The 20,474-nt window shown below is 42.8% G+C and carries 21 protein-coding genes; 12 read left to right on the top strand and 9 right to left on the bottom strand.

Features of this window, described 5'->3' with window-relative positions; translation table 11 throughout:
* Positions 1 to 61: 61 nt before the first annotated feature.
* Both C5Z25_RS06135 and C5Z25_RS06130 read right to left on the bottom strand, forming a co-directional pair.
* Positions 62 to 1,612 carry a bifunctional metallophosphatase/5'-nucleotidase gene (locus tag C5Z25_RS06135; protein WP_105451828.1) on the bottom strand — a complete coding sequence of 517 codons (1,551 nt, stop codon included), beginning with the start codon at positions 1,610 to 1,612 and terminating at the stop codon, positions 62 to 64.
* Positions 1,613 to 1,832: 220 nt separating this feature from the next.
* Entirely contained in the window at positions 1,833 to 2,306 is a 474-nt protein-coding gene (locus C5Z25_RS06130; RefSeq protein WP_105451827.1) for a nucleoside 2-deoxyribosyltransferase, read from the bottom strand.
* 206 nt (positions 2,307 to 2,512) lie between these two features.
* Between C5Z25_RS06130 and C5Z25_RS06125 the strand changes: the two genes are divergently transcribed.
* The 7 genes from C5Z25_RS06125 to C5Z25_RS06095 all read left to right on the top strand — a co-directional run bounded on the left by C5Z25_RS06125 (position 2,513) and on the right by C5Z25_RS06095 (position 8,306).
* Complete coding sequence (locus C5Z25_RS06125) at positions 2,513 to 2,998, top strand: DUF1836 domain-containing protein (protein WP_105451826.1); 486 nt, start codon at positions 2,513 to 2,515, stop codon at positions 2,996 to 2,998.
* Positions 2,991 to 3,929, top strand: a complete 939-nt coding sequence (locus tag C5Z25_RS06120; protein WP_105451825.1) for an alpha/beta hydrolase — start codon at positions 2,991 to 2,993, stop codon at positions 3,927 to 3,929. Before C5Z25_RS06125 ends, C5Z25_RS06120 begins: the two co-directional genes overlap by 8 nt.
* A gap of 208 nt (positions 3,930 to 4,137) precedes the next feature.
* Positions 4,138 to 5,379, top strand: coding sequence for an ATP-binding protein (locus C5Z25_RS06115; protein WP_105451824.1), 1,242 nt, complete (start codon positions 4,138 to 4,140; stop codon positions 5,377 to 5,379).
* Positions 5,380 to 5,656: 277 nt separating this feature from the next.
* Positions 5,657 to 6,547 (top strand): ABC transporter ATP-binding protein, encoded by an 891-nt coding sequence (locus C5Z25_RS06110; protein ID WP_105451823.1) that lies wholly within the window; start codon positions 5,657 to 5,659, stop codon positions 6,545 to 6,547.
* Positions 6,547 to 7,413 (top strand): ABC transporter permease, encoded by an 867-nt coding sequence (locus C5Z25_RS06105; RefSeq protein WP_105451822.1) that lies wholly within the window; start codon positions 6,547 to 6,549, stop codon positions 7,411 to 7,413. Before C5Z25_RS06110 ends, C5Z25_RS06105 begins: the two co-directional genes overlap by 1 nt.
* Positions 7,414 to 7,893, top strand: a complete 480-nt coding sequence (locus C5Z25_RS06100; protein ID WP_234002789.1) for a LytTR family DNA-binding domain-containing protein — start codon at positions 7,414 to 7,416, stop codon at positions 7,891 to 7,893.
* A gap of 8 nt (positions 7,894 to 7,901) precedes the next feature.
* Positions 7,902 to 8,306, top strand: a complete 405-nt coding sequence (locus C5Z25_RS06095; protein WP_158682918.1) for a DUF3021 domain-containing protein — start codon at positions 7,902 to 7,904, stop codon at positions 8,304 to 8,306.
* 124 nt (positions 8,307 to 8,430) lie between these two features.
* Here the strand turns inward: C5Z25_RS06095 and C5Z25_RS06090 are convergent, their stop codons facing one another.
* Complete coding sequence (locus tag C5Z25_RS06090; RefSeq protein ID WP_105451820.1) at positions 8,431 to 9,645, bottom strand: MFS transporter; 1,215 nt, start codon at positions 9,643 to 9,645, stop codon at positions 8,431 to 8,433.
* Between the two features lie 145 nt (positions 9,646 to 9,790).
* On the opposite strand from C5Z25_RS06090, the gene C5Z25_RS06085 reads away from it, so the two are divergent.
* Both C5Z25_RS06085 and C5Z25_RS06080 read left to right on the top strand, forming a co-directional pair.
* On the top strand, positions 9,791 to 11,164 hold the full coding sequence (locus tag C5Z25_RS06085) for a cytosine permease (RefSeq protein WP_105451819.1): 1,374 nt from the start codon (positions 9,791 to 9,793) through the stop codon (positions 11,162 to 11,164).
* Positions 11,165 to 11,212: 48 nt separating this feature from the next.
* Entirely contained in the window at positions 11,213 to 11,596 is a 384-nt protein-coding gene (locus C5Z25_RS06080) for a DUF1398 family protein (RefSeq protein WP_105449332.1), read from the top strand.
* 56 nt (positions 11,597 to 11,652) lie between these two features.
* On the opposite strand, the gene C5Z25_RS06075 is transcribed toward C5Z25_RS06080, so the two are convergent.
* The 4 genes from C5Z25_RS06075 to C5Z25_RS06055 all read right to left on the bottom strand — a co-directional run bounded on the left by C5Z25_RS06075 (position 11,653) and on the right by C5Z25_RS06055 (position 15,199).
* Positions 11,653 to 11,946 carry a hypothetical protein gene (locus C5Z25_RS06075; protein WP_105449331.1) on the bottom strand — a complete coding sequence of 98 codons (294 nt, stop codon included), beginning with the start codon at positions 11,944 to 11,946 and terminating at the stop codon, positions 11,653 to 11,655.
* A gap of 11 nt (positions 11,947 to 11,957) precedes the next feature.
* Entirely contained in the window at positions 11,958 to 12,149 is a 192-nt protein-coding gene (locus C5Z25_RS06070) for a hypothetical protein (protein WP_105451818.1), read from the bottom strand.
* 1,097 nt (positions 12,150 to 13,246) lie between these two features.
* Positions 13,247 to 14,677, bottom strand: a complete 1,431-nt coding sequence (locus C5Z25_RS06060) for a DHA2 family efflux MFS transporter permease subunit (protein ID WP_105451816.1) — start codon at positions 14,675 to 14,677, stop codon at positions 13,247 to 13,249.
* Positions 14,678 to 14,782: 105 nt separating this feature from the next.
* Positions 14,783 to 15,199, bottom strand: a complete 417-nt coding sequence (locus C5Z25_RS06055; protein WP_105451815.1) for a Zn-Finger Containing protein — start codon at positions 15,197 to 15,199, stop codon at positions 14,783 to 14,785.
* Positions 15,200 to 15,339: 140 nt separating this feature from the next.
* Between C5Z25_RS06055 and C5Z25_RS06050 the strand changes: the two genes are divergently transcribed.
* Positions 15,340 to 15,615, top strand: a complete 276-nt coding sequence (locus C5Z25_RS06050; RefSeq protein ID WP_105451814.1) for a hypothetical protein — start codon at positions 15,340 to 15,342, stop codon at positions 15,613 to 15,615.
* Positions 15,616 to 15,689: 74 nt separating this feature from the next.
* Here C5Z25_RS06050 and C5Z25_RS06045 read toward each other — a convergent pair whose 3' ends face one another.
* Both C5Z25_RS06045 and C5Z25_RS06040 read right to left on the bottom strand, forming a co-directional pair.
* Positions 15,690 to 16,820, bottom strand: a complete 1,131-nt coding sequence (locus C5Z25_RS06045) for a GGDEF domain-containing protein (RefSeq protein ID WP_105451813.1) — start codon at positions 16,818 to 16,820, stop codon at positions 15,690 to 15,692.
* Positions 16,821 to 16,843: 23 nt separating this feature from the next.
* Complete coding sequence (locus tag C5Z25_RS06040) at positions 16,844 to 17,446, bottom strand: EAL domain-containing protein (protein WP_234002799.1); 603 nt, start codon at positions 17,444 to 17,446, stop codon at positions 16,844 to 16,846.
* Between the two features lie 245 nt (positions 17,447 to 17,691).
* Between C5Z25_RS06040 and C5Z25_RS06035 the strand changes: the two genes are divergently transcribed.
* Both C5Z25_RS06035 and C5Z25_RS06030 read left to right on the top strand, forming a co-directional pair.
* Positions 17,692 to 18,126, top strand: a complete 435-nt coding sequence (locus tag C5Z25_RS06035; RefSeq protein WP_105451811.1) for a CopY/TcrY family copper transport repressor — start codon at positions 17,692 to 17,694, stop codon at positions 18,124 to 18,126.
* Between the two features lie 263 nt (positions 18,127 to 18,389).
* Positions 18,390 to 20,417, top strand: coding sequence for a heavy metal translocating P-type ATPase (locus tag C5Z25_RS06030; RefSeq protein ID WP_105452850.1), 2,028 nt, complete (start codon positions 18,390 to 18,392; stop codon positions 20,415 to 20,417).
* Positions 20,418 to 20,474: the final 57 nt, after the last annotated feature.

The following is a 20,474-nucleotide window of genomic DNA, read 5'->3' as shown; positions in this document are numbered from 1 at the left end:
GATTAGCAGTTAAAGCGGGTCCCTAGCTAAATGTTGACATTTAGCTAGGGACCCGCTTTCTTTAATAAAGGACTTTAAAATTAGTCGGTTGACGGGCAGTCACCACTGGATTCTCGGCAAAATAATCAGCGATTAGAACCGTCATGTCAATCGATAGTTGACGGTCGATCTTGTCACGTGAATACATTGGATAGTTGCCACCGCCACCGGCACGATAATGATTTAACGTGACGGTTAAGGGTTGATCAGGTTGTACAGGTTGCCCATGATAATCGAGTTGAACCACGCGTTGCCCAATAGGGCGGGTCAAATCGAAGGTGTAGTCGATGCCGCTATAAATATCATAAATATAATGACGTAGTTTAGGCTTTAAAAATTCAGGATTCACGATAACTTGCCCAGCCTGCAACAAAAAGTAACTGGCACAGCGTTCCAACGCTTGTTTTAAATCGGCACCGGTAATTGTTTCGACAGCGAGTTTGTTGGGATAGATATAACTATTCATGACTTCTCGCATCGTGACATGTTGTTTTAGACCAGGGACATCATTATTGAAGAGCGCTGTCGCCGCAATATCGGTTCCGGTGGCGGTCATCTCAACTTGGTTGATAAAGTTAATGTAAGGATGGTTGTGTAGCCGAGCTTCTAGGTGATTATGTACCAGCATATTACCGTTGATTTTACCCAGCGGGGTATCCAACCAGTCTTCCATTTTGCGATTAATCGGCTGAATCAATGCCATGGTTTTAGTATCAGGCTGCGCATTCTTAACGCTTAAAACTGCCGACTGACCTTGGATAATTTGTTTTTGATCATTGAGATCGAGCGTGATTACACCAACGTTAGTGCCCTTCATCCCAGGTTGGGTCACCGGAACACCGTGGACCGTGACGGCTAATTTTCGATGTTGATGGCCGGTAATGAGCGCATCAATTCCCGGGACTTCTGCTAATAGAGCAGAGCCACGATTCTCGCCGTTTAGGCGTTCTGTAGGCGCATCTGTGTGGGGATTGCGTTCCAAGCCACCATGGTAAGCAACGACCACGACATCTGCTAATGCTCGTAACTTAGGGACATAGGTTTTCGCCGTCGCCACGACGTCTTCAAAGTGCAGACCATCTAGGTGTTTGGCGAGTTCCCAATGGGCAACAAATTGGGTGGTGAGGCCTAAGATGGCAACTTTAACTCCGGCGCGTTCCAGAATGGTGTAAGGTTTTGAGAATAACGTTCGGTGCTGGTCGTCATGAATGTTAGCGGCCAACATGGGATAATTACGGGCCGATTCACACAGGTCCAAAAAGTCGAGACCGTAGTTAAATTCGTGATTGCCAAAAACGCCCGCTTGGACGTGATTATGATTGGCTAACCGCGAGTATAACGGAGCGGCTTCTTGGTGCTGGCGGGCAATAAAGTAAGTTAAAGGTGAGCCTTGGACGAAGTCACCATTGTCAATGACAATCGGCCAAACATCGTCATTGTCTACTTGAGTTAATTGTTGAATCACTGTCGCCGCTCGACTAAGGCCAAAGGGCACCACGTGGTCACGCCGGCTATAGTCGGTGGGTGCTAAATAACCATGAACATCACTAGTCGAGATTAATTTGATTTGCATAACGGCGGGCCTCCACATTTTGTTTAAGTTCTATTATAACAATATTAATGCCATTTAAGTTTAGTTTGGTAACGAACAATGCAAAGTTTTAGCCGTTGTCGGTGTTAAATGTTCGTGCTCGATTAGATTTTATTGCGGATTAGTACCTAAAAAACCATCGTTTCATCACGACGTAGTGTCGGATGGAATGATGGTTTTTAGCATGTGACGATTTAAAGGCCTAAAAAACGGGGCGCTTGGCTGGTCTAGATTTAAGATCATCACAATCGTACGTGGCTAAAGCTTGTAACCCGTCTTTGCTAGCATCGAAATAAGCAGTTAAGCCTTGGGCAATCATTAAGTTGAGTTGTTTGTCAGCATCGAATTGAACGACCAGAACCGGTGTCTTTTCAGCCACGGCGGCGCCAATCTCGAACATAGTACCGGAATCAGGTTCGTTAGTGTCACTGGTCATGTCAAAGTCGAGTAGGGCGACCACTAGATCAGCGCGGTGAACTTGCCGCATGTCAGAGGCATAAACGTATTGTTGCCAAGCTCGGCTACCAAAGGGTTCAGCTTCGAATTGGTGTTCTTCTGGCAAGAAAATGCCGGCTGAATTGATTGTTGGGTTAGCGATTAAAGCGGCTTTAACCTGAGCAATGCGTGCTTTTTGGGCCTCGTCAAAAAAGGGAGCTGCTAAATAAACGTTATTCATGAAAGGGTCCTTTCTGTTGTGCATAATTTTATGTCTCATTCATTTTAGCCGAAAGTTGGGTAGCGGTTCAAGTTGTTTTCAATAAGAAGCCGGATTGCTACTGATTATGTAGATTATAAATCTATATAATCTAATTGATAACACTAAATTAGCTTGAATTTTAGTTTAAGTTACGGTAACTTAATAATAGCTTAGGAGGTTTAACGATGACAGCACAACCATTAAATAAATTTCGATTATTATCATGGCAACAGTTACCAACAGTACCGGTGTATATGGAGCAATTATTACAGTTAGTCAATCAAACCTTAGCGCCGTTGGGCATTTCAGCCGTCACTAAAACGATGGTTAATAGTTATGTGAAGCAGCATTTCTTTAGTCGACCCACAGCAGGTCGGCAATATGCACGCCATCAATTAGTGGCCGTGTTAGTTGTGACGATTTTAAAGCAAGATTTTTCCTTAACGACAATCAGTCAGGCGATTTTAACAATTCGAGAATCCCGGCAGATTGAAGCTCGCTATACGCAGTTTAGTCGGGCTTTTGAACAAACGTTGCGTAGAGAAAGGGTCGAGTTAGCACTGGATCCGATGACACGGGCCATTCAATTAGCGGCTCAAACCGTAGGAGCACACCTATTAACCAAACAACAATTAGCGCTTTTAGTTAGTGAGGTATCGAAAAATGACTAGACGTAAAAAGTGGACAATTGCGCTAGTAGCTGTCGTAGTTGTCATTATCATGGGGATAACTGGTGGGAGCTTTTATCTTTATCATTTTGCTTTTGAGCCGACGCCCAAAGTTTTGACGCATAGTTCTAAGAATAGTCAGACGACTTTAAAAAAGAATCAAGCCTGGCTAAAAACGGTCAAAAAACAAACTTGGCATGAATGGTCAGCGACGGATCATTTAAAATTAGTGGCTGATTTTGTACCAGCAACTAAAAAAACGACGCGTACGATTGTCGTTGCCCATGGTTATATGGGGAATAAGGAACAGATGGCAAGCTATATTCGCCTCTGGCATCGTCGAGGCTATAATGTTTTAGCCCCTGATGATCGGGGTAACGGTCAAAGTGCGGGTGATTATTATGGGTTTGGTTGGCCGGATCGCTTAGATTATGTTAAATGGACGCGCCAAGTTGTGAAACGTGTTGGCACCAAGAGCCAAATTGGGTTATTCGGTGTCTCAATGGGGGGTGCCACTGTCATGATGATGAGCGGTGAACCGTTACCGTCACAGGTTAAAGCGATTATTGAAGATTGTGGTTATACGAGTGTGAGTGATGAGTTGAGTTATGAACTCAAAGAACTATATCATTTACCAAAGTTCCCATTAATTTATACTGCGAGTTGGGTTGCCGATGCAAAGGCCCACTTTAACTTTCTCAAAGCGAGTTCGGTTGCGCAGCTAAAGCATAATAAGTTGCCCATCTTTTTCATTCATGGTGGTCAGGATACGTTTGTGCCGACCAAGATGGTCTACCAAAATTATCGTGCCACGACAGTCAAGGCCAAAAAGCTCTGGGTAGTACCAGGTGCGGGCCATGCCGAATCGTATACTAAGCAACCGAAATTGTATACGCAAAAGGTGACGCAATTTATGGGAACGTATGTGAAGTAAATCAGATTTAATGTGATCAGTTTTTAATAGTTAGTCCAGTACCTTGTTAGTTTGTGATTTCAAGGTATTGGACTATTTTTTTGGGATATAGCTCAGACATCCTATTAAGCTGAAATCTGGACACAATGATGACAATCCATACCCACCTACCTGCTCGCAAGAATGTTATAATGTGGTGACTATTAGATGTTTGAGGGAGGAAATTTTAATGGCTTGGGATAGCAAAAAAGCAGAAGTTGAATTAACAAAGTGGTTCACACCCAGTAAACCAGCGACAAGAAATTATGTTGATCGTGGCGCTCTGGATAAAACTATATTTAGAGAGTTCTCGCAGCAAGGCCGACAAGTGCTAGTTTTTGGACCAACAGGTGCTGGGAAAACTAGTATGGTTCTTGATAATTTGAACAAGTTACAGGCCCTTTATCAAACTAATAGCGTTAGAGTGACCATGACCAATACAACGACTGTTGAAAGTTTTCTTTCAGACATTGCGCTGAAAATGAATTTAACACGCAAAGGACAACAAGTTTCTACGACTGAAGCTGGTCATGATACTGTCTTAGGTCTAGCAAAATGGGTTGCTTTGCGTAGCTCGCAGCAGATTAAAAATACCCAGCAAGTGGTTGATGAGCAATATACAGGTACTGATGACTTTGCCATATTAGAAGAAGCCTTGTTTAAACGTAATACGGTACTCGTCGTTGATGATATGGAAAATCTATCGGCAGATGCCAAGAATCTTAGAATTAGGTTAGCTGAAATTGCTAAAAATATGTCAGATGATGCGGTTAACTATGAAGACTCTTACGCTAAGATTATATTTGTTGGGATTGCTCAAACGGCCGAAGAACTTTGGCGGGACGTACAATCTTTACGCAGTCGATTAGCAACAATCTCCGTACCCTATTTAAATCAGCAAGAAAGCAATCAAATTATCAGAACTGGTTGGGATAAAGCCAATCTGAATAGTTCTGAGGAACAGATTAAGCGAACAACGTATATTTCAAGTGGAATTGGCAAAGTAGTGCATGAATTAGGTCAGAAAACGGGCTATGCCGCCGTTGATGAAAACAATCAAAAGATTGAAGACCGCTATATTAATGATGCAATTCATGAAATTTTTGAAGTTAATGAATTAACATTTGAGTTCTTGTTAGATAAGGCCAAAAATAAGACCAGTACGAAAACGACAGTTAGAAATTACATTTTGTACGCAATGGCTAATGATGATCGGACTACGATGACGATGCAAGATATTCTGAAAGCAGTTAACGAATTACGACATGATGATAAAAAGGGTGCCAACTCGATTAGTCCAGCACTTACACAGCTGAAAAGTGATGAGTTCGGTATTTTAACTAGTGAGGATCGTAATTCTTGGCATTTTACTGATCCGATGTTTAAGGCCTATGTTCGTGAACATAAAGATGCCTTGTTATTAAAAAAGTAGCTTTCGAGTATCAACATGAAATCGAGGCTGTGACATAATTAGCTTTTGCAAGCCAAATTTATAATATCTGCACAAGAAAGTAGCCTTGAACGTTCTGCTAAAGGCATCCCAATTTGAGCAATCGCATTACAACGTTCCATTTTACCCTAGTGGGTGTTTCCTTTTGATGCCTTGAAAGCAACAACTTATCGCAACATTCAGACCACTTATCGCAAAGTTGGGGGCAGGCCAGCCACTACTCCTGTATACTTGGGGTATTGATAAGGAGCGTGTAGCGATGACATTACTGACAGCAACCGGTATTACCAAACAATTTGGCGCTAAATTTGCCGTTAAGCAGATTGATTTAACGGTCCAAGCCGGCCAGTTAGTGGCTTTCTTGGGGCCCAATGGCGCTGGTAAATCAACAACGATTAATTTATTAACTGGCACCATAGCACCCACCGCTGGGACTATTGAGATGGCCGGACTCAGTCCAGATAATCGACACTATCAAAAGCAGATTGGTGTTGTTTTTCAAAAAAGTGTCTTGGATGATCAGTTGACGGTTTGGCAAAATCTTAAAAGTCGTGCGGATATGTATCAGGGGGTAACTTTAACTCCTACAAGTGAATTGATTACTGCCATTGGTTTGACGTCGATCCTTAATCAAACTTACGGAACGCTCTCAGGTGGTCAACGCCGGCGAGTTGATATTGCACGTGCATTGATTCATCAGCCTAAATTACTCTTTTTAGATGAACCATCGACTGGCTTGGATATTCAGACGAGAACGGTTATCTGGCGGACTTTAAACCGATTACGCCAGCAACAAGGCTTAACGATTATTCTGACCACGCATTATTTAGAAGAGGCAGCTGAAGCCGATTATGTCTACGTGATTGATCAAGGACAAATTATTGCGGCCGATACGGTTAAACAACTGCAAGCCACCTATGCCCAAAGTCAACTGATGATTGAGACGGACCAACCCGAAGTGGTGTTGGCACAATTAGCGCCAGAATGGCAGGTCCTGCAAACGAAGCAACAATTGCAGATTTCACTACCGAATGATCAACAGGCCATTAGGCTGTTAACGAAAGTCCAGGCGGTCATTACGCATTTTGAATTTCGCCACGGAAATATGGATGATATTTTCATGGCACTCACCGGAAAGGAAATTCGCTAATGACGGCTTTAGTTAAACGGCACTTAACACTTTATTTTAGCAATAAAAGTGGGGTTTTCTTTTCGTTACTAGGCGCGCTCATTGCGTTTATTTTGTATCTCGTGTTTTTGAAACAGAATATGCTAACCAGTTGGTCACAATTGGTGGCCCCTCAGAATCTATTAGATCCTTGGTTAATTGGCGGTACATTAGCGGTAACCGCCGTCACCACGACCGCTAATAGTTTGAATCAGATGATTGTTGACCGCGAATCAGGGACGCTGGCTGATTTAGCATTGACCGATATGTCCTTCATTGGTATTCAGTTCAGTTACTTAGTGAGCGCCATCATTATTGGCACCATGATGCAGTTGGTCATGTTTGTCGTAATGGTTGGCTACTTTAGTCTCACGGATCAAATCGTGTTGTCATTAACGCTGATACTACCAGTTTTAGGAATGATGTTATTGAGTAGCGTTGTTTGGACGACTTTTAACTTACTTCTCTTATCGTTTGTCACTAATCCAGATTCGCTTGGAAAAATCGGGGCCATTTTAGGCACATCCGCTGGCTTTTTCGCCGGGGTCTACATCCCAATTGGGGCAGTTCCAGTCGCCGCACAAAACGTGATGAAAATCACGCCATTCCCCTATAATGCGGCGATCTATCGTCAAGTATTGATGGCTGATCAACTAAAGACGACTTTCAAACAGGCACCGCAATTGCGTGATCACTTCGAACAGACATTAGGAATTGGGATTCAGTTGCAGCATTTAACCAGTTGGCAGGAAAATGGCTTAATCTTAGTGGGCTTTAGTGCCATCTTTGGTGCCCTCACACTGGTGTTTGCCAAGCGCAGTCGTCGCCAAGCCATCAATAAGGTATAATTGGCAGATAAAAAGGTGGTGGGTGACTTGCAGGTTAATTTTGAGCAAAATGACCAATTAGCAGATGGTGAGATTCGTGTGACGGTTCAAGCTACCCATCTTTCGCCGACGGTTATCGCATTAATCCAAGCGCTGGAAGCTCACCAACAACCGGTGGACGTCTATCCGATTACAGTTGATGACCGTGTCGTCTTAGTGCCGATCGCCGATATTATCGCACTAGAGGTCTACGGTCATGAGGTGACGCTCTACACGGTCGCCGCGACCTATCAAGTTCGGGGGGTCTTGAAGAAGATACTGAGCAAATTAAACCAACCAGATTTCATTCAAATTGCCAAAGGTGCCGCCATTAACTTGAACCATCTCCAATCGTTAGAAGCCGCCTTTTCCGGCAGTATGACGGCTTTCTTAGCGAATCAGTTAAAAATGCAGGTCAGTCGTAAATACTTACCACAGTTGCGACAACAACTAGGGATGTGAAAAAGATATTGAAGGAAAGTTTAAAGAGCGCCGGGATTGGGCTCTTGATTGGGTCGTTTACTTTTTTAGTCGTAATCATGAGCTTTAGTCCAACGATTGAAATAACGCGTGCCAACATTCTAAGCAACTGGGTCATGAGCGCCTTGATTGGGCTGTTATCCATGATTTTTGATAGTGAGAAAATCTCATTTGCATTGGCGCTAGTTAGCCATTATGGTGGCGTTTTATTACTTGTTGGCTTAACCGGTATTTATAACGGTCTGTGGCCCATTTTTATAGTCCATCCGGTGCGCTATTTATTAAGCGTGACGCTAATTTATGCTCTTGTTTGGCTGGGCCTACAAATTAGTAACCGGATTGATGTTCGCCGCATGAATGAGAGATTGGCTGAACGCCGACAAATGAAAAAATAAAAAATGCGACTAAAACGAATCCTTCGATTCATTTTTAGTCGCATTTTTAAATACCATGAAATGGAAAAATTTCAATGAATTGTTGGTCAGAATAATCCAGTTAGAAGCACAATTCGTCAGCGTCTCAATGAGCCCGAAACGGATGGCGCATACTTGGAATGAAAATCAGAACGACGATAAAGTTAAGTAAGAGGGACAAACCAGTAAAAATGAAGACACCATTGTAATTGAACCAAGTCGATACCGCGCCACCGAGCAACGACCCCAACATACTACCTAGTGCCTGGAAAGACTGGTTCCAGCTAAAAATAGTCCCAGTTAAGTTATGGGGTGTGTTTTTTGAAAGGAGGGTTTGGACGGTTGGGAAGAGCGCCCCGTCTGAGACCCCAATCATAAAACGTAATAACCCAAGCGTCCAAATACTTGATACGAAGCCTTGTGGAAAGTACATCAAAATTGCGAAGACAAAGCCGAAGACTAAGATTCGGTCGGTCCCTCGGGTATCGCCCAAATGGCCCAACCGCGGTGCTGATAAGAGCGTTGAAATCCCTGGTAGGGCGGCGATAATTCCCGCAACGATGGTAATCGGACCGACGTTATGCATTAATTGTTGAACGTAAAGACTGATAATCGGGGTAATCGAATTATTGCCCATTTGAATAATCATCGTTGAAACGAGTAACGTGATGATTAACGTTGGATTCTTAAATTGGCTCAATAGCCCGCCGGTTGGCTGAGCGACGGCTTGGTCACTAGGCTGAAAGTTCTCATGCACCAAGGTGAGACTCAACACAAAGACGATTAATAATAAAATTCCGGTGATGATAAATGTTAGGCGAATCGAGAAGATCTGTGCTAAAACACCGCCTAAAATTGGGCCAATTAAGTTACCAGAGACGTAGCCAGTCGTTAAGATACCGATGGCGGTCCCACTACTTTCTTTAGGTGTTTCTGTTGCAATGAGGGCACTGGCATTCGGAATGTAGCCTGCACATAAGCCTTGCAAAAACCGTAAAAAAATGAGAATCCAGATATTATGCACGAATCCCATTAAACCAATCACGACGGCCATCCCAAGGGATGATCGCAGTAACATGAGTTTGCGGCCACGACGATCGGCGAGCTTGCCCCACAGTGGTGATACCACGGCAATAACTAAAAAGGTAATGGCATAAGTGACGCCACTGTACATCGTTAGTTGACCCCGGGTGAAATGGCCTAATTCGCTAACGTATAAAGATAAAAATGGCATAATCTCAGAGAATCCCATCCCCGCAATAAAAGTTCCTAACCATAAAACGGCTAGATTACGTCGCCAACCCACTAATGCGCCTTTCAAACGTGTCACTTCCCAATTAATTTATTATTATTTTAATCTTACGGCTATTTAAAAGGCAGTGCAATGCACAAAGTTTGTCGAATTGACTTGACCATCACTAGCGGAAAAAACTACAATGGTTAACATTGTAGAAAGGGTGAACGTTGTGAAGCAAGAAACAAAATATCAGATAGAAGTGATTGCACCAAAACATCGTCATATGTCGAATTGGGACATGTTTGCGACTTGGATTGGGGCCAATGCGAACAACGGGACTTGGTACGTTGGAGGGGTTTTAGCAGCCTGTGGGTTACTTACTGCTTTAAAAGTCATTATTGCTTCGTCCACGCTTTCCTATTTATGCTTATCATTAGTTGGTTTTATGGGTTATAAGACTGGGGCAGCAACGATGAGCTTGATTCGAGGGTCATTCGGTGTGCGTGGGAGTTACGTGCCTTCGTTTGTTAACCTAACACAGTATATTGGCTGGACCGCAGTTAATACGTTTATTGCCGCTACTTCAGTCAGCTATTTATTACATGACCTCGTCGGATGGCCAATTTATGGGCAACCCGGTGGCGCTAAAGGCCTGATTTCAGGCATCATTGTCATGAGCATTTTGCATTTACTTAGTGTTTCCGTCGGTCAAAAGTCCGTTCAGATGATTGAACGGGTGGGAATTGTGCTGGTCATCTTATTTGTGTTGTGGGAAACGGTCGTCGTTTTTAGAACGGTGAGCTTTTCACAATTACTAGCCTGGCAGGCACCAACGAAGCTACATATGACGGCCGGTGCTGGTATGGATACGCTGGCGGCCTTTAACCTGTCGTGGGTGACCGCTGGTGCCGACTTCACCCGCTTCACGCCTAAACGGTCCGGTGCAACGGGCATGCCCTTTTTAGGCGCATTTACGGGGCTATTCTGGTTTGCTTTTATTGGTTTAGCTGCAACAATCAGTATTGCGATTACTTCCGGTACTTATGACCCCAATAACTCAGATCCAAGTACGATTGCGAGTCGGCTGGGGCTAGGGGTATTAGCGTTATTAGTTATTGTGTTAACCAGTATGACCGCTAATGCGGTTAATTTGTTGGCGGCTGGGTCGGCGTTATCAAATATTTTTCCCCGGATTCGCTTGCGACCAGCATTGTGGGCAGTTACTGTGATTGCAACGTTAGTGACGTTGATTCCTTTGATAATGGGCAGTTTCTTAGCGGCGTTTACGGCGTTCTTGGATTATATTGGAATGGTCTTAGGACCGATGATTAGTGTCTTGTTGGTGGATTATTATTGGCGTCATCATCAACATTATGATGTTAATGAATTAGCAAGTTCGCAAGGACAATACTGGTATCATCATGGGATTAATTGGATTGCACTGGGATGCTGGGTGTTAGGCGTGGTCATCTTCTTGTTGTTAAAACAAGTGACGCTAATCGCAACGGTCTTTGGGGCCACCTTTATTGATATGATCCTCATTGCGTTAATTTATATGGGATTAATGCGAATTTTCTATCCCTTAAAAACCACGCAGGCTTAATTTGGATTACAATAGGACTAATGATGAAATTAAAAGGAGTGTAATACCATGTTTAAATTAGCAGCAATTGATAAAGTTTTGGCTGAATTGGGTGAACACGTTGATTTTGCCACCATTGGTCAAAAAGAAGCGGACTTAGGGGTCCAACATTTTCAATATGATGTTGCCACGGGTGCCACGACTTATTTTGGTGAAGATGGCTATCTAGTTGAACGCCGGACTAACGGGCTGGCAACCCGAGTTGCGCGGGAAGAATCAGCTGCAACAGTCACCCAAGTTGGGACTGATTACGTAGCGGGAAAGCTTGATTTAGCCACAGCTGTTAAGCAATTAGCCGCAGCCGGTTGCCAAGCTTGGACGGCTAATTTGAAACGTAACGTCATCAATTTTAGTGGCGATGAAGGTAAGATTTTAGCAACCATTAAATTCTAACTGGTTCACAAAAAAGGTCAGCCGATTGTCATGATAATCGGCTGACCTTTTTGAAATCAGTAACCGGCTTCGCGATATTGCCGGCTGAGCTTGCGTTCAATGGCAAATAACGCCACAGGATTAAGTTGTCGCAGTTGAGCGGAATTATAACGCATGACGAGTTGTTCGGGACTATTGACTGTCACTTGTTGTACGCCAGTTAAATCTTGTAAATTTTCTAAAATAGCAGTTTGAAGTTCCGGATGCTTGAGCCAAACTTCAGAGGTTAGCATAATTAACCCGTGTTCTGGATGTTGCATCGTGATGTGGTACTTTGTGAGATACTTTTTAAAAAGTCCTGATGAATCCATAATTGACCTCCTTAAATACTTGTCCAAAGCGGAATGGCGGCCCAGATGAAGAAGCCGGCTAATCCCGCCGAAGCTAGACCAGCAATCAGCCAGATGAGGGGGACGAGCTTTTGAGTGGCCCGAAAATAATAAGCGGCCAACCCCCAACAAAGTAAGGCTAAGATAACACTGGTCCCAATGATTAAATTAATTGTAATTGCCATTAAGATAAAACTCCTTATCACTCGATTCATAATCATTGTGCGGGAAATTAGTAGAAAGTGCAATCAAAAAAACGCCATGTGAAGTTTTGACCCTATAAACATGGGGCTTTCTCATACGTGCGATTGCGTAAAAGGCTAGGCAAATTATTTTTATAGTGAAGTACTGTTTTAAGTGGTAATCTTAAACGGTCGGTTCAAATAATCGACCGGTTTTATTTAGAAAAGGAAAGGGAAAACTAATGTCACTAAATTTAATTTTTCTGTTATTAATTTGGATCATTTTATTGATAGGTCTGGCTGTTGTTATTTTAATTACAATCTTTATGCCAAATATTTTCCAGTTTGACAAAAAAATAAGCTACTCTCAAAAGAGAACGATAAAGAAAAAAATCAATCTTGGAACTGCTTATGAGTATAAAAAGAACAAACTTTATAGAATAACGATTTATGGTGGCTTACTTGCTCTGATTATTGGCTGGAGCGCAGTTATTTCCGAAGCCCTTAAGCACTATATCTTGTGCCTAATATTATTAGCTGTGGCATCTGGACTATATATGTTTCTAGGTGTCCTTATGCCGAGTTTCAAATATAAGTATTGTACTAATTATCCTATACCATATTTAACGTTAATTTCGAAAGCAAACTTTACGAAGATTCTTGTCTTGCGAACAATAATTACGGTATTAATGGTATGTATCTGGTTATTACCAGCTATTTTTCACACACAATTCTTACAATTATTGACGAAGCTAATTTTGTATTTCTTAAATGCTTAAAATAGATTTATTCTGCGTATCAGTGATGTTAGTGTCTTATAATCTTGTTGCGAGTAATGAAGCCGTTAGCTTGATTACTTGCAACATTTTTTAAATTAGGCGAGGAAACACGTTCTTTTAAAGACGTGATGAATAGCTGTAACCGCTGGGCATAGTGCTCGCACTATTGTGTAAGTTAGCAGTGTTCTCAAAAGCTCGATCATTCAAGGCCGAGTAGTTCACGTTATGTAAAGCATGGCTAATATTTCGGATATAGAAAGTGCCTAACCATATTGGGTGGTTAGGCACTTAAGCAGCGCATCAAAGTAGCGTTAATTGTAGTTATTGTTTGGCCGTAGCAGCCGATTTGTCAGCCAACGGATCAATTGATTTTTCAGGCTGATTGCTGACCATTAGGGAGATGATAAAGCCTAATACTGACAACGCTAGTGTGAACCAAAATCCGTAGTGAACGCCATGGACAAAGGCAGTTGCACCAGTCGCGTGACTCGCACTTTGGCCGATGCCCAATAGACTAGTGGCGATTGCGGTTGCTAGGGCGCCAAGGATTTGTTGCAAGGTGTTAAGAATGGTACTGCCATCAGCGGCAACGGGTCCCCGTAAAGCATTTAACCCATAAGTTTGAGCAGGGGACATGGCTAATGGGGCGCCAATCATGAGAATGACGTGGGCTAAAACAACGTACCAATAACTCGAGTGTGTCGTCGTGAAGATAAGCATTAATGCGCCAATAAAGGTTAACGCAAAGCCACCACGAGTTAAGTAGCGAGCCCCATAACTGTCAAAGAGATGACCAGAAGTTGCCGAAATGACCGCATTGATAATCCCACCAGGTAACATCAAAATCCCTGTCATCGCAACGGGTGCGAGCAAGCCCTTTTGCCAATACATGGGTAAGAGATACATAGATGACATGATGATGCCGAAGTCAATCATGACTAAGACGGTCCCGACGCTGAATTTTTTAAAGCTAAAGGCGCGTAAGTTTAAAATTGGCGTTTCCAAGTGTAGTTGGCGGTGACAGTAGAAGTATAGTGCGACAATCCCGATAGTAAGGGCGATGAGCACTAACGGATTACCCCAACCGCGATCACCGGCTAAGCTGGCACCAACGACTAACCCACCAAATCCAACCGATGATAAGATAATTGATAAGCCATCAATTTTAGGCTTGGTGACTTCGGAAACATTTTGCATAAAAATAATTGAAATAATGAGGGCAACTGCAAGTAAAGGTACGAATAACCAAAAAATCCAATGCCAAGAGAGACTTCCCAGAATAATCCCCGCAATAGTTGGTCCGAGGGCCGGTGCGAACATAATGACTAACCCGACTAATCCCATGGCGGCACCACGTTTTTGTGGTGGATAAACCGCTAACAAAACAATGAAAATTAAGGGTAAGATGAGTCCAGTGGCAATCCCCTGAATCATCCGGCCGATTAATAATAGGACGAAAGTTTGTGCTAACGCCGAAACAATTGCCCCAACCATGAAATCAACTAAGGCAAAGATGATTAGTTGGCGCGTAGTAAAATGTTTCGTTAACATGCTTGATAGCGGTAAGACGATGCCGACCATTAGTAAGTAGCCCGTCACGAGCCATTGAATGGTCCCGGTATTAACATGTAATTGTTGTTCTAATTGAGGGAGGGCAATGTTCAAAGCCGTTTCACTGAACATTCCCACAAAGCCCCCGAGTAATAACCCAATCATGATTAAGGTTGGGTTACTGTGTGACTTGGTTTGCATAAAACGAGATCTCCTTTTTTGAAACAGTAACCACAATAGGTCACTGTAACAGAAAAGCGTTGTTTTCGTAAGCGATTTCTGAAATTTTTTTTAGCTTTTCAGAAATTAAGTTCGAGCCTTAAATTGATGCCCACATTTTGGACAAGTGACCCTTACATGGCCGTGATGACGTGGGACCCGAATCCGTTGCTGACATTGCGCACAATGAAAGAAACGGTAATGCCACCGCTGTTTAATGCGGTAACCCATGCGAGTGAACGGCCGCACCAAGGGTCGCCAGAAACGTTGAAAAGTGCGGTTAATGGCAACTTGCCGATAGATTTTTTTAGAAAAAAGGCGCCAATAGCTAACGACTAATAGGATTAAGGCGATTAAAGTTAACCAAGTTAGACGGGTGAAGATACCCACTAAGATAAGTAATAACGCAGTGTTATTTAAAACGCGATTAAGCGTGTCGTTTTGACCATAACGGCCGCGCATAAAGGCTTGTAGCCGCATAAAAAGTTTTGAGTTTGGTTTCAATCGAAAAACCTCCATAGTTAGGTAATGGAATATCCTAACATATTTCAATCACCCCGGCAATTTCCGGACTTAGTGCTAACTTTTTTCAGCGGGCGGTGTATACTGGAGGTTATTCTAAAAAGGGCGGGGGCCAATTAAAAATGACAACTAGCGCAACAATTACACCCGTGATGGTCGTGGACGCCATTAGTCGGGCGGCATTAACCTTAGATCGCTCGGATTCAGTTCAAGCCGAGTTACAACAATTATTGAATGAATTTCGACGGACGTTATTACAAACCAACGGTCAAATAACAACTATAACGTTGTATCAAAGTAAATTAGAAAGTTATTTATTAGCCCATGCGACTGATTATCCAACTACAGTGCCAACGTTAATGATTTTATTAACTCGTTTTAGTCAGCAAGTGAACTAAATCGTGATTTAATGCCAAAACCGGTGGCCGAGAGATGTTATCTCTGGACCACCGGTTTTAAGTTGAAATCAGATTTATTTGGCAGTAACTTGGTCACGGCCATGATTCTTAGACTGATAAAGGTAGGTGTCAGCCCGCTTGTATAAGGCGGTACTATCATCATCCGTCACCCGTTGTTGTGTTAATCCCACGGAAATACTAACATGAATCGTTTGATGGTCATAATTAAAGTCTGCGGTACGAATCAGTTCGGCAATGGTTTGCGCCTGCGGGAGTGTCGTGGCTAGTGGATAGTTATTGAACAGAATCGTGAACTCCTCACCGCCCGTTCGGTAGAGGACTAAGTCTGAATCGAGTTCATGTAAGTAAGTTTCAATCAGGCCCGCTAATCGGGTTAGCACATAATCACCAGCCAAATGGCCGTAAGTATCGTTGATGGTTTTGAAGTGATCAATATCAAACAGCATAATGGTAAATGGTCGCTGTTGCGTACGGTCATCTTCAAAGTCATGTCCAAAGTTAGTTCGAAAAGCAAAATAATTTTTAGCATGAGTTAATTCATCAAAATTAGTACTGTAAGTGAGTTGGGCCAACGTGGCGGCATCGCGATAAAGTAAGTTGATATAAAAGTAGACGATAGTTAACATAATTAACATATAGCCTAATTCAGCGCCAACTAGCTTAGGCGATAGTTGTAACCGCCAAGCGACAATCCCCCAGAGAATTGCTGCAAATCCCATTGTGATGACTAAGTAGTTGATAAAATCCCAATGATTGTACTGCTTATGTCGTTTTAAAAGTTTCATGATGAAGAAGAAAACAATCAAAATTAATGTATATAGCCAGGATAAAGATTCAAAAATCGTGCCATTAATAATCATGAACAAAACGGCCGTTAGTCCCCATTGCCATAACTTGATATTTAATAATAAGAAGTAACTGACGAAGACGACTGCAAAGAGTTGAAAATTCATGAAAACCCAGCTATTTTGTTGATGACTAACGAGTAATTGCAAACACAAAATAAAAATAGCCATGTAACCTATGCCAACCACAGTGCGGACGTGTTCTTGATTAACGGTATGATTACGTTGTTCGAAGTAATGGATAGCACGATCAGCCAGTAGCCAATATAAGGTAATCATACCGAGCAAGAAAAAAATACTGGTTATTAGTGATGGCACGTACCAATGCGCAAGTGTCATATTAATCGGACCCCCAAATGAAGTTAAGCTGGCAATGTGGGCTTACCATATAAGTACCCTTGATGAATCGTAATGCCAAACTTAGCAGCTAAGGCCTGGTCATGTTGATCCTCGACGCCTTCAAGAATCATGGTTAACCGATAGTCACGAGCAATCTTACTCCAAAAAGCGAGTAGCTCTGGTATCTTATTGGCTTCACCGCTCATACGCAAGTTTTGCATCGAAAATTTAATCTGATCAACGTAAGGTAACATGTCTTTGATATTCTCATAGGTGTTAGTGCCGGTGCCGACATCGTCTAGGACTAATTGCATGCCATTTTGATGGAGAAGAATGCTGTATTGTTGGACTTCTTCTAGAGTTGGCGCATCGGTGAATTCGATGGTTAAGGCTGAAGGATTAATCTGTTTTTTCAATGCAACAATCGTGCCCAAGGTTAGAGGGTTAATCACTTGTTCGTGGTCTAGATTAAATGCAATGACCTTATTAGTGAGTGAAGTTTTAAGTGCGGTTGCAGTTTGTTTTAACAGCTTGGCTTGTTCCTTTAATGGAATTTCAGAAAAGTTGGTGGGTAAAGTCCAAGTATCATTTTGCTGTTCCCGTAATAAAACTTCATAACCATAAATGGAATGATCTTGCTCATTAACTTGTGGCTGAACAAAGAATTTATAGATAACAATCTCCTCCTAAATAAATCTATTTATCAACATTGTAGTATAGAATTATAATTGGTTCAATAAGTCGAACCGGATTCCGATGGTTAGCGGTAAAATAGTCATATACGCTAGTGTAAAGGAAAAGAAAGTTGCTTTTTATTGTTTACGAATGTAAACTATAGTGGATTATTAAATGTAGAAGGGTGGTTAATCAAATGGAAGCACAAACAAAAATTGAAATTAGTGACGCTGAATGGGAAGTAATGCGGGTAACTTGGACGTTGGGTCATGTGACCAGTAGTCAAATGGCCGAAATCATGGCTGAAAAGATGGGCTGGAAGCCGGCTACAGTTAAGACTTTGCTAGGGCGGTTGATTAAAAAGGGTGCCTTACGGGCCGAAAAGAATGGCCGGGCGTTTACGTACTATCCAACGGTTGCAGAACAACCGTCGATGGATGAAGCGGTTGAGACGTTGTTTGGCCACCTTTGTCAGATGCGTGTCGGTCAAACGTTAACTGATCTAGTCGGTAAGTTAACGCTTAGTCAAGCCGATATTACGAAATTACAAGCGGAGTTGGCGCGTAAGGCGGCCACCGCACCAGTCACCGTGGACTGTGATTGTTTGCCTGGTGATGAGGCGACTTGTTAGGAAAAGTAATTTGAAAGTTAAGCGAGTGAAGTAGTGCGTCGTGTTTGCCTGACACACTACTTTTTTATATGCTTTAATTACCGACCGGTATTTAAAATAATCGTTTAAATAATGAGGCTGTTACTTGACAATTATCGTTTACGATTGTAAACTTGATTATGAATTACAGATGTAAACGAAGTGTAAACATTTGGGAGGTAATTAGAATGAAAAAAGCAGATATGGGCAATATGACCGATATGAATGCTGATTCAAAGCAGGATATGCAAGATATGGATATGAGTAAAATGGACATGCATGATATGGACATGGATATGGGCGGTGGCCAGATGATGCATATGGGGAACTTAAAGCGGAAGTTCTGGGTCTCATTAATTTTAACGATACCGCTCATTATTATGAGTCCTATGATGGGCGTCAGCTTACCGTTTCAAGTTGTTTTCCGGCCATGGTCGGATTATCTGGTCGCAATTTTAGGGACGATCATCTTCATCTATGGGGGTCAGCCATTCTTTAGTGGGGCCAAAGCCGAATGGGCCAACCGTAAACCAGCGATGATGATGTTGATTGCGATGGGGATTGGCGTGGCATACGTGTACAGTATTTATGCGGTCGTTGCTAACAACTTATTACAAGTCACCCCAATGGTCACTGACTTTTTCTGGGAGTTAGCTACATTGATCGATATCATGTTACTCGGTCACTGGATTGAAATGAATACTGTAATGAACGCCGGTTCCGCGGTGGATAACTTGGCCAAGTTGTTACCAAGTACAGCGCACAAAGTAGTGGCTGGAGAAACTAAAGACGTTAAGATTTCAGAATTAGTTGCTGATGATCATGTTCAAGTTCGCGCTGGTGAAAAGATTCCAGCTGACGGGGTGATTACTAGTGGTGCCAGCAGTGTTAATGAAGCGATGGTTACTGGTGAAGCGCGCTTAGTTGAAAAGCAAACTGATGCCAAGGTCGTCGGCGGTTCGGTCAATGGTGAAGGAACCTTTGAAATGCGGGTTACTGGGACTGGTGAGACGGGTTACTTGGCGCAAGTCATGAAATTGGTCACTGATGCGCAAGCGGCTAAATCATCGCAAGAAAATATGGCCGATCGTGTGGCCGGATTATTGTTCTACGCGGCGTTAACCGTGGCGATTGTCGCCTTTATCGTTTGGATGATTTTTGGTAACCTTGCGTTAGCTTTATCCATTGCAGTGACTGTCTTAGTCATTGCCTGCCCCCATGCATTAGGTTTAGCGGTACCACTAGTGGTTGCACGGAGTACAGCGATTGCGGCCAGTCATGGATTGTTAATGCGAAATCGGGATGCCATGGAACAAGTGAAAAAATTGAATTATGCGTTAATGGATAAAACGGGGACGTTAACTGCCGGAAACTTCAAGGTGGCTGACTATCAAAGTACCACTGAGTCACTTAAAGCAGATGATGTTTTAGCGATTATGGCGGGGCTGGAAAATGGGTCAAGTCATCCGTTAGCGGTCGGAATTTTGAAAGCAGCTAAAGCGCAGCAATTAACGCCAGCAACAGCGAGTGATGTGCATCAAATTACCGGGGTTGGTCTTAGTGGGACCGTGGCCGAAAAAACGGTTCAAATCGTTTCAGCGGCTTACTTGGATCGCAAAAAATTAGCTTATGATCAAGCGACATTCAATCGGTTAGCCTCGGCCGGAAACTCAGTTAGCTTCTTAATTCAAGCTGACCAAGTCTTAGGTTATGTGGCACAAGGGGATCAGATTAAGCCAGAAGCGAAGAACTTGATTGATAGCTTAATCGCGCAACACATCACACCGGTTATGTTAACTGGGGATAATGAACAAAGTGCGCAAGTGGTCGCTAAACAACTTGGCATTACGACCGTTCATGCGAGTCTATTACCAGAAGATAAGGCGAAATTAGTTAAAAAATATCAAGCCGACGGTAGCCATGTCATGATGATTGGTGATGGGGTTAACGATGCGCCTAGCTTAGCCAGTGCGGATATCGGGGTTGCGATTGGTTCTGGGACGGATGTGGCGATTGATTCGGCAGATATCGTTTTAGTTAAGAGTAATCCCAACGATGTGGTTGAATTCCTCGAACTTGCACGGCAAACAACGCGCAAGATGACGCAGAACCTATGGTGGGGTGCAGGATATAACGTGATTACGATTCCGTTGGCCGCCGGGGTATTAGCACCAATCGGTTTTATCTTAAATCCAATGGTTGGGGCGGTTGTGATGTCACTTAGTACTGTAATCGTGGCGATTAATGCGATGACCTTACGGATTAAAGATTAAACTGATTAGGGTAAATTAATTGTGTAAATACGTGTATCGAATTGATTTAGGTGCTAA

Origin of the sequence: Lactobacillus sp. CBA3605 (assembly GCF_002970915.1) — a bacterium.
Taxonomy (GTDB): Bacteria; Bacillota; Bacilli; order Lactobacillales; family Lactobacillaceae; genus Lactiplantibacillus.
This window is presented reverse-complemented; position numbering and strand designations above follow the sequence as displayed.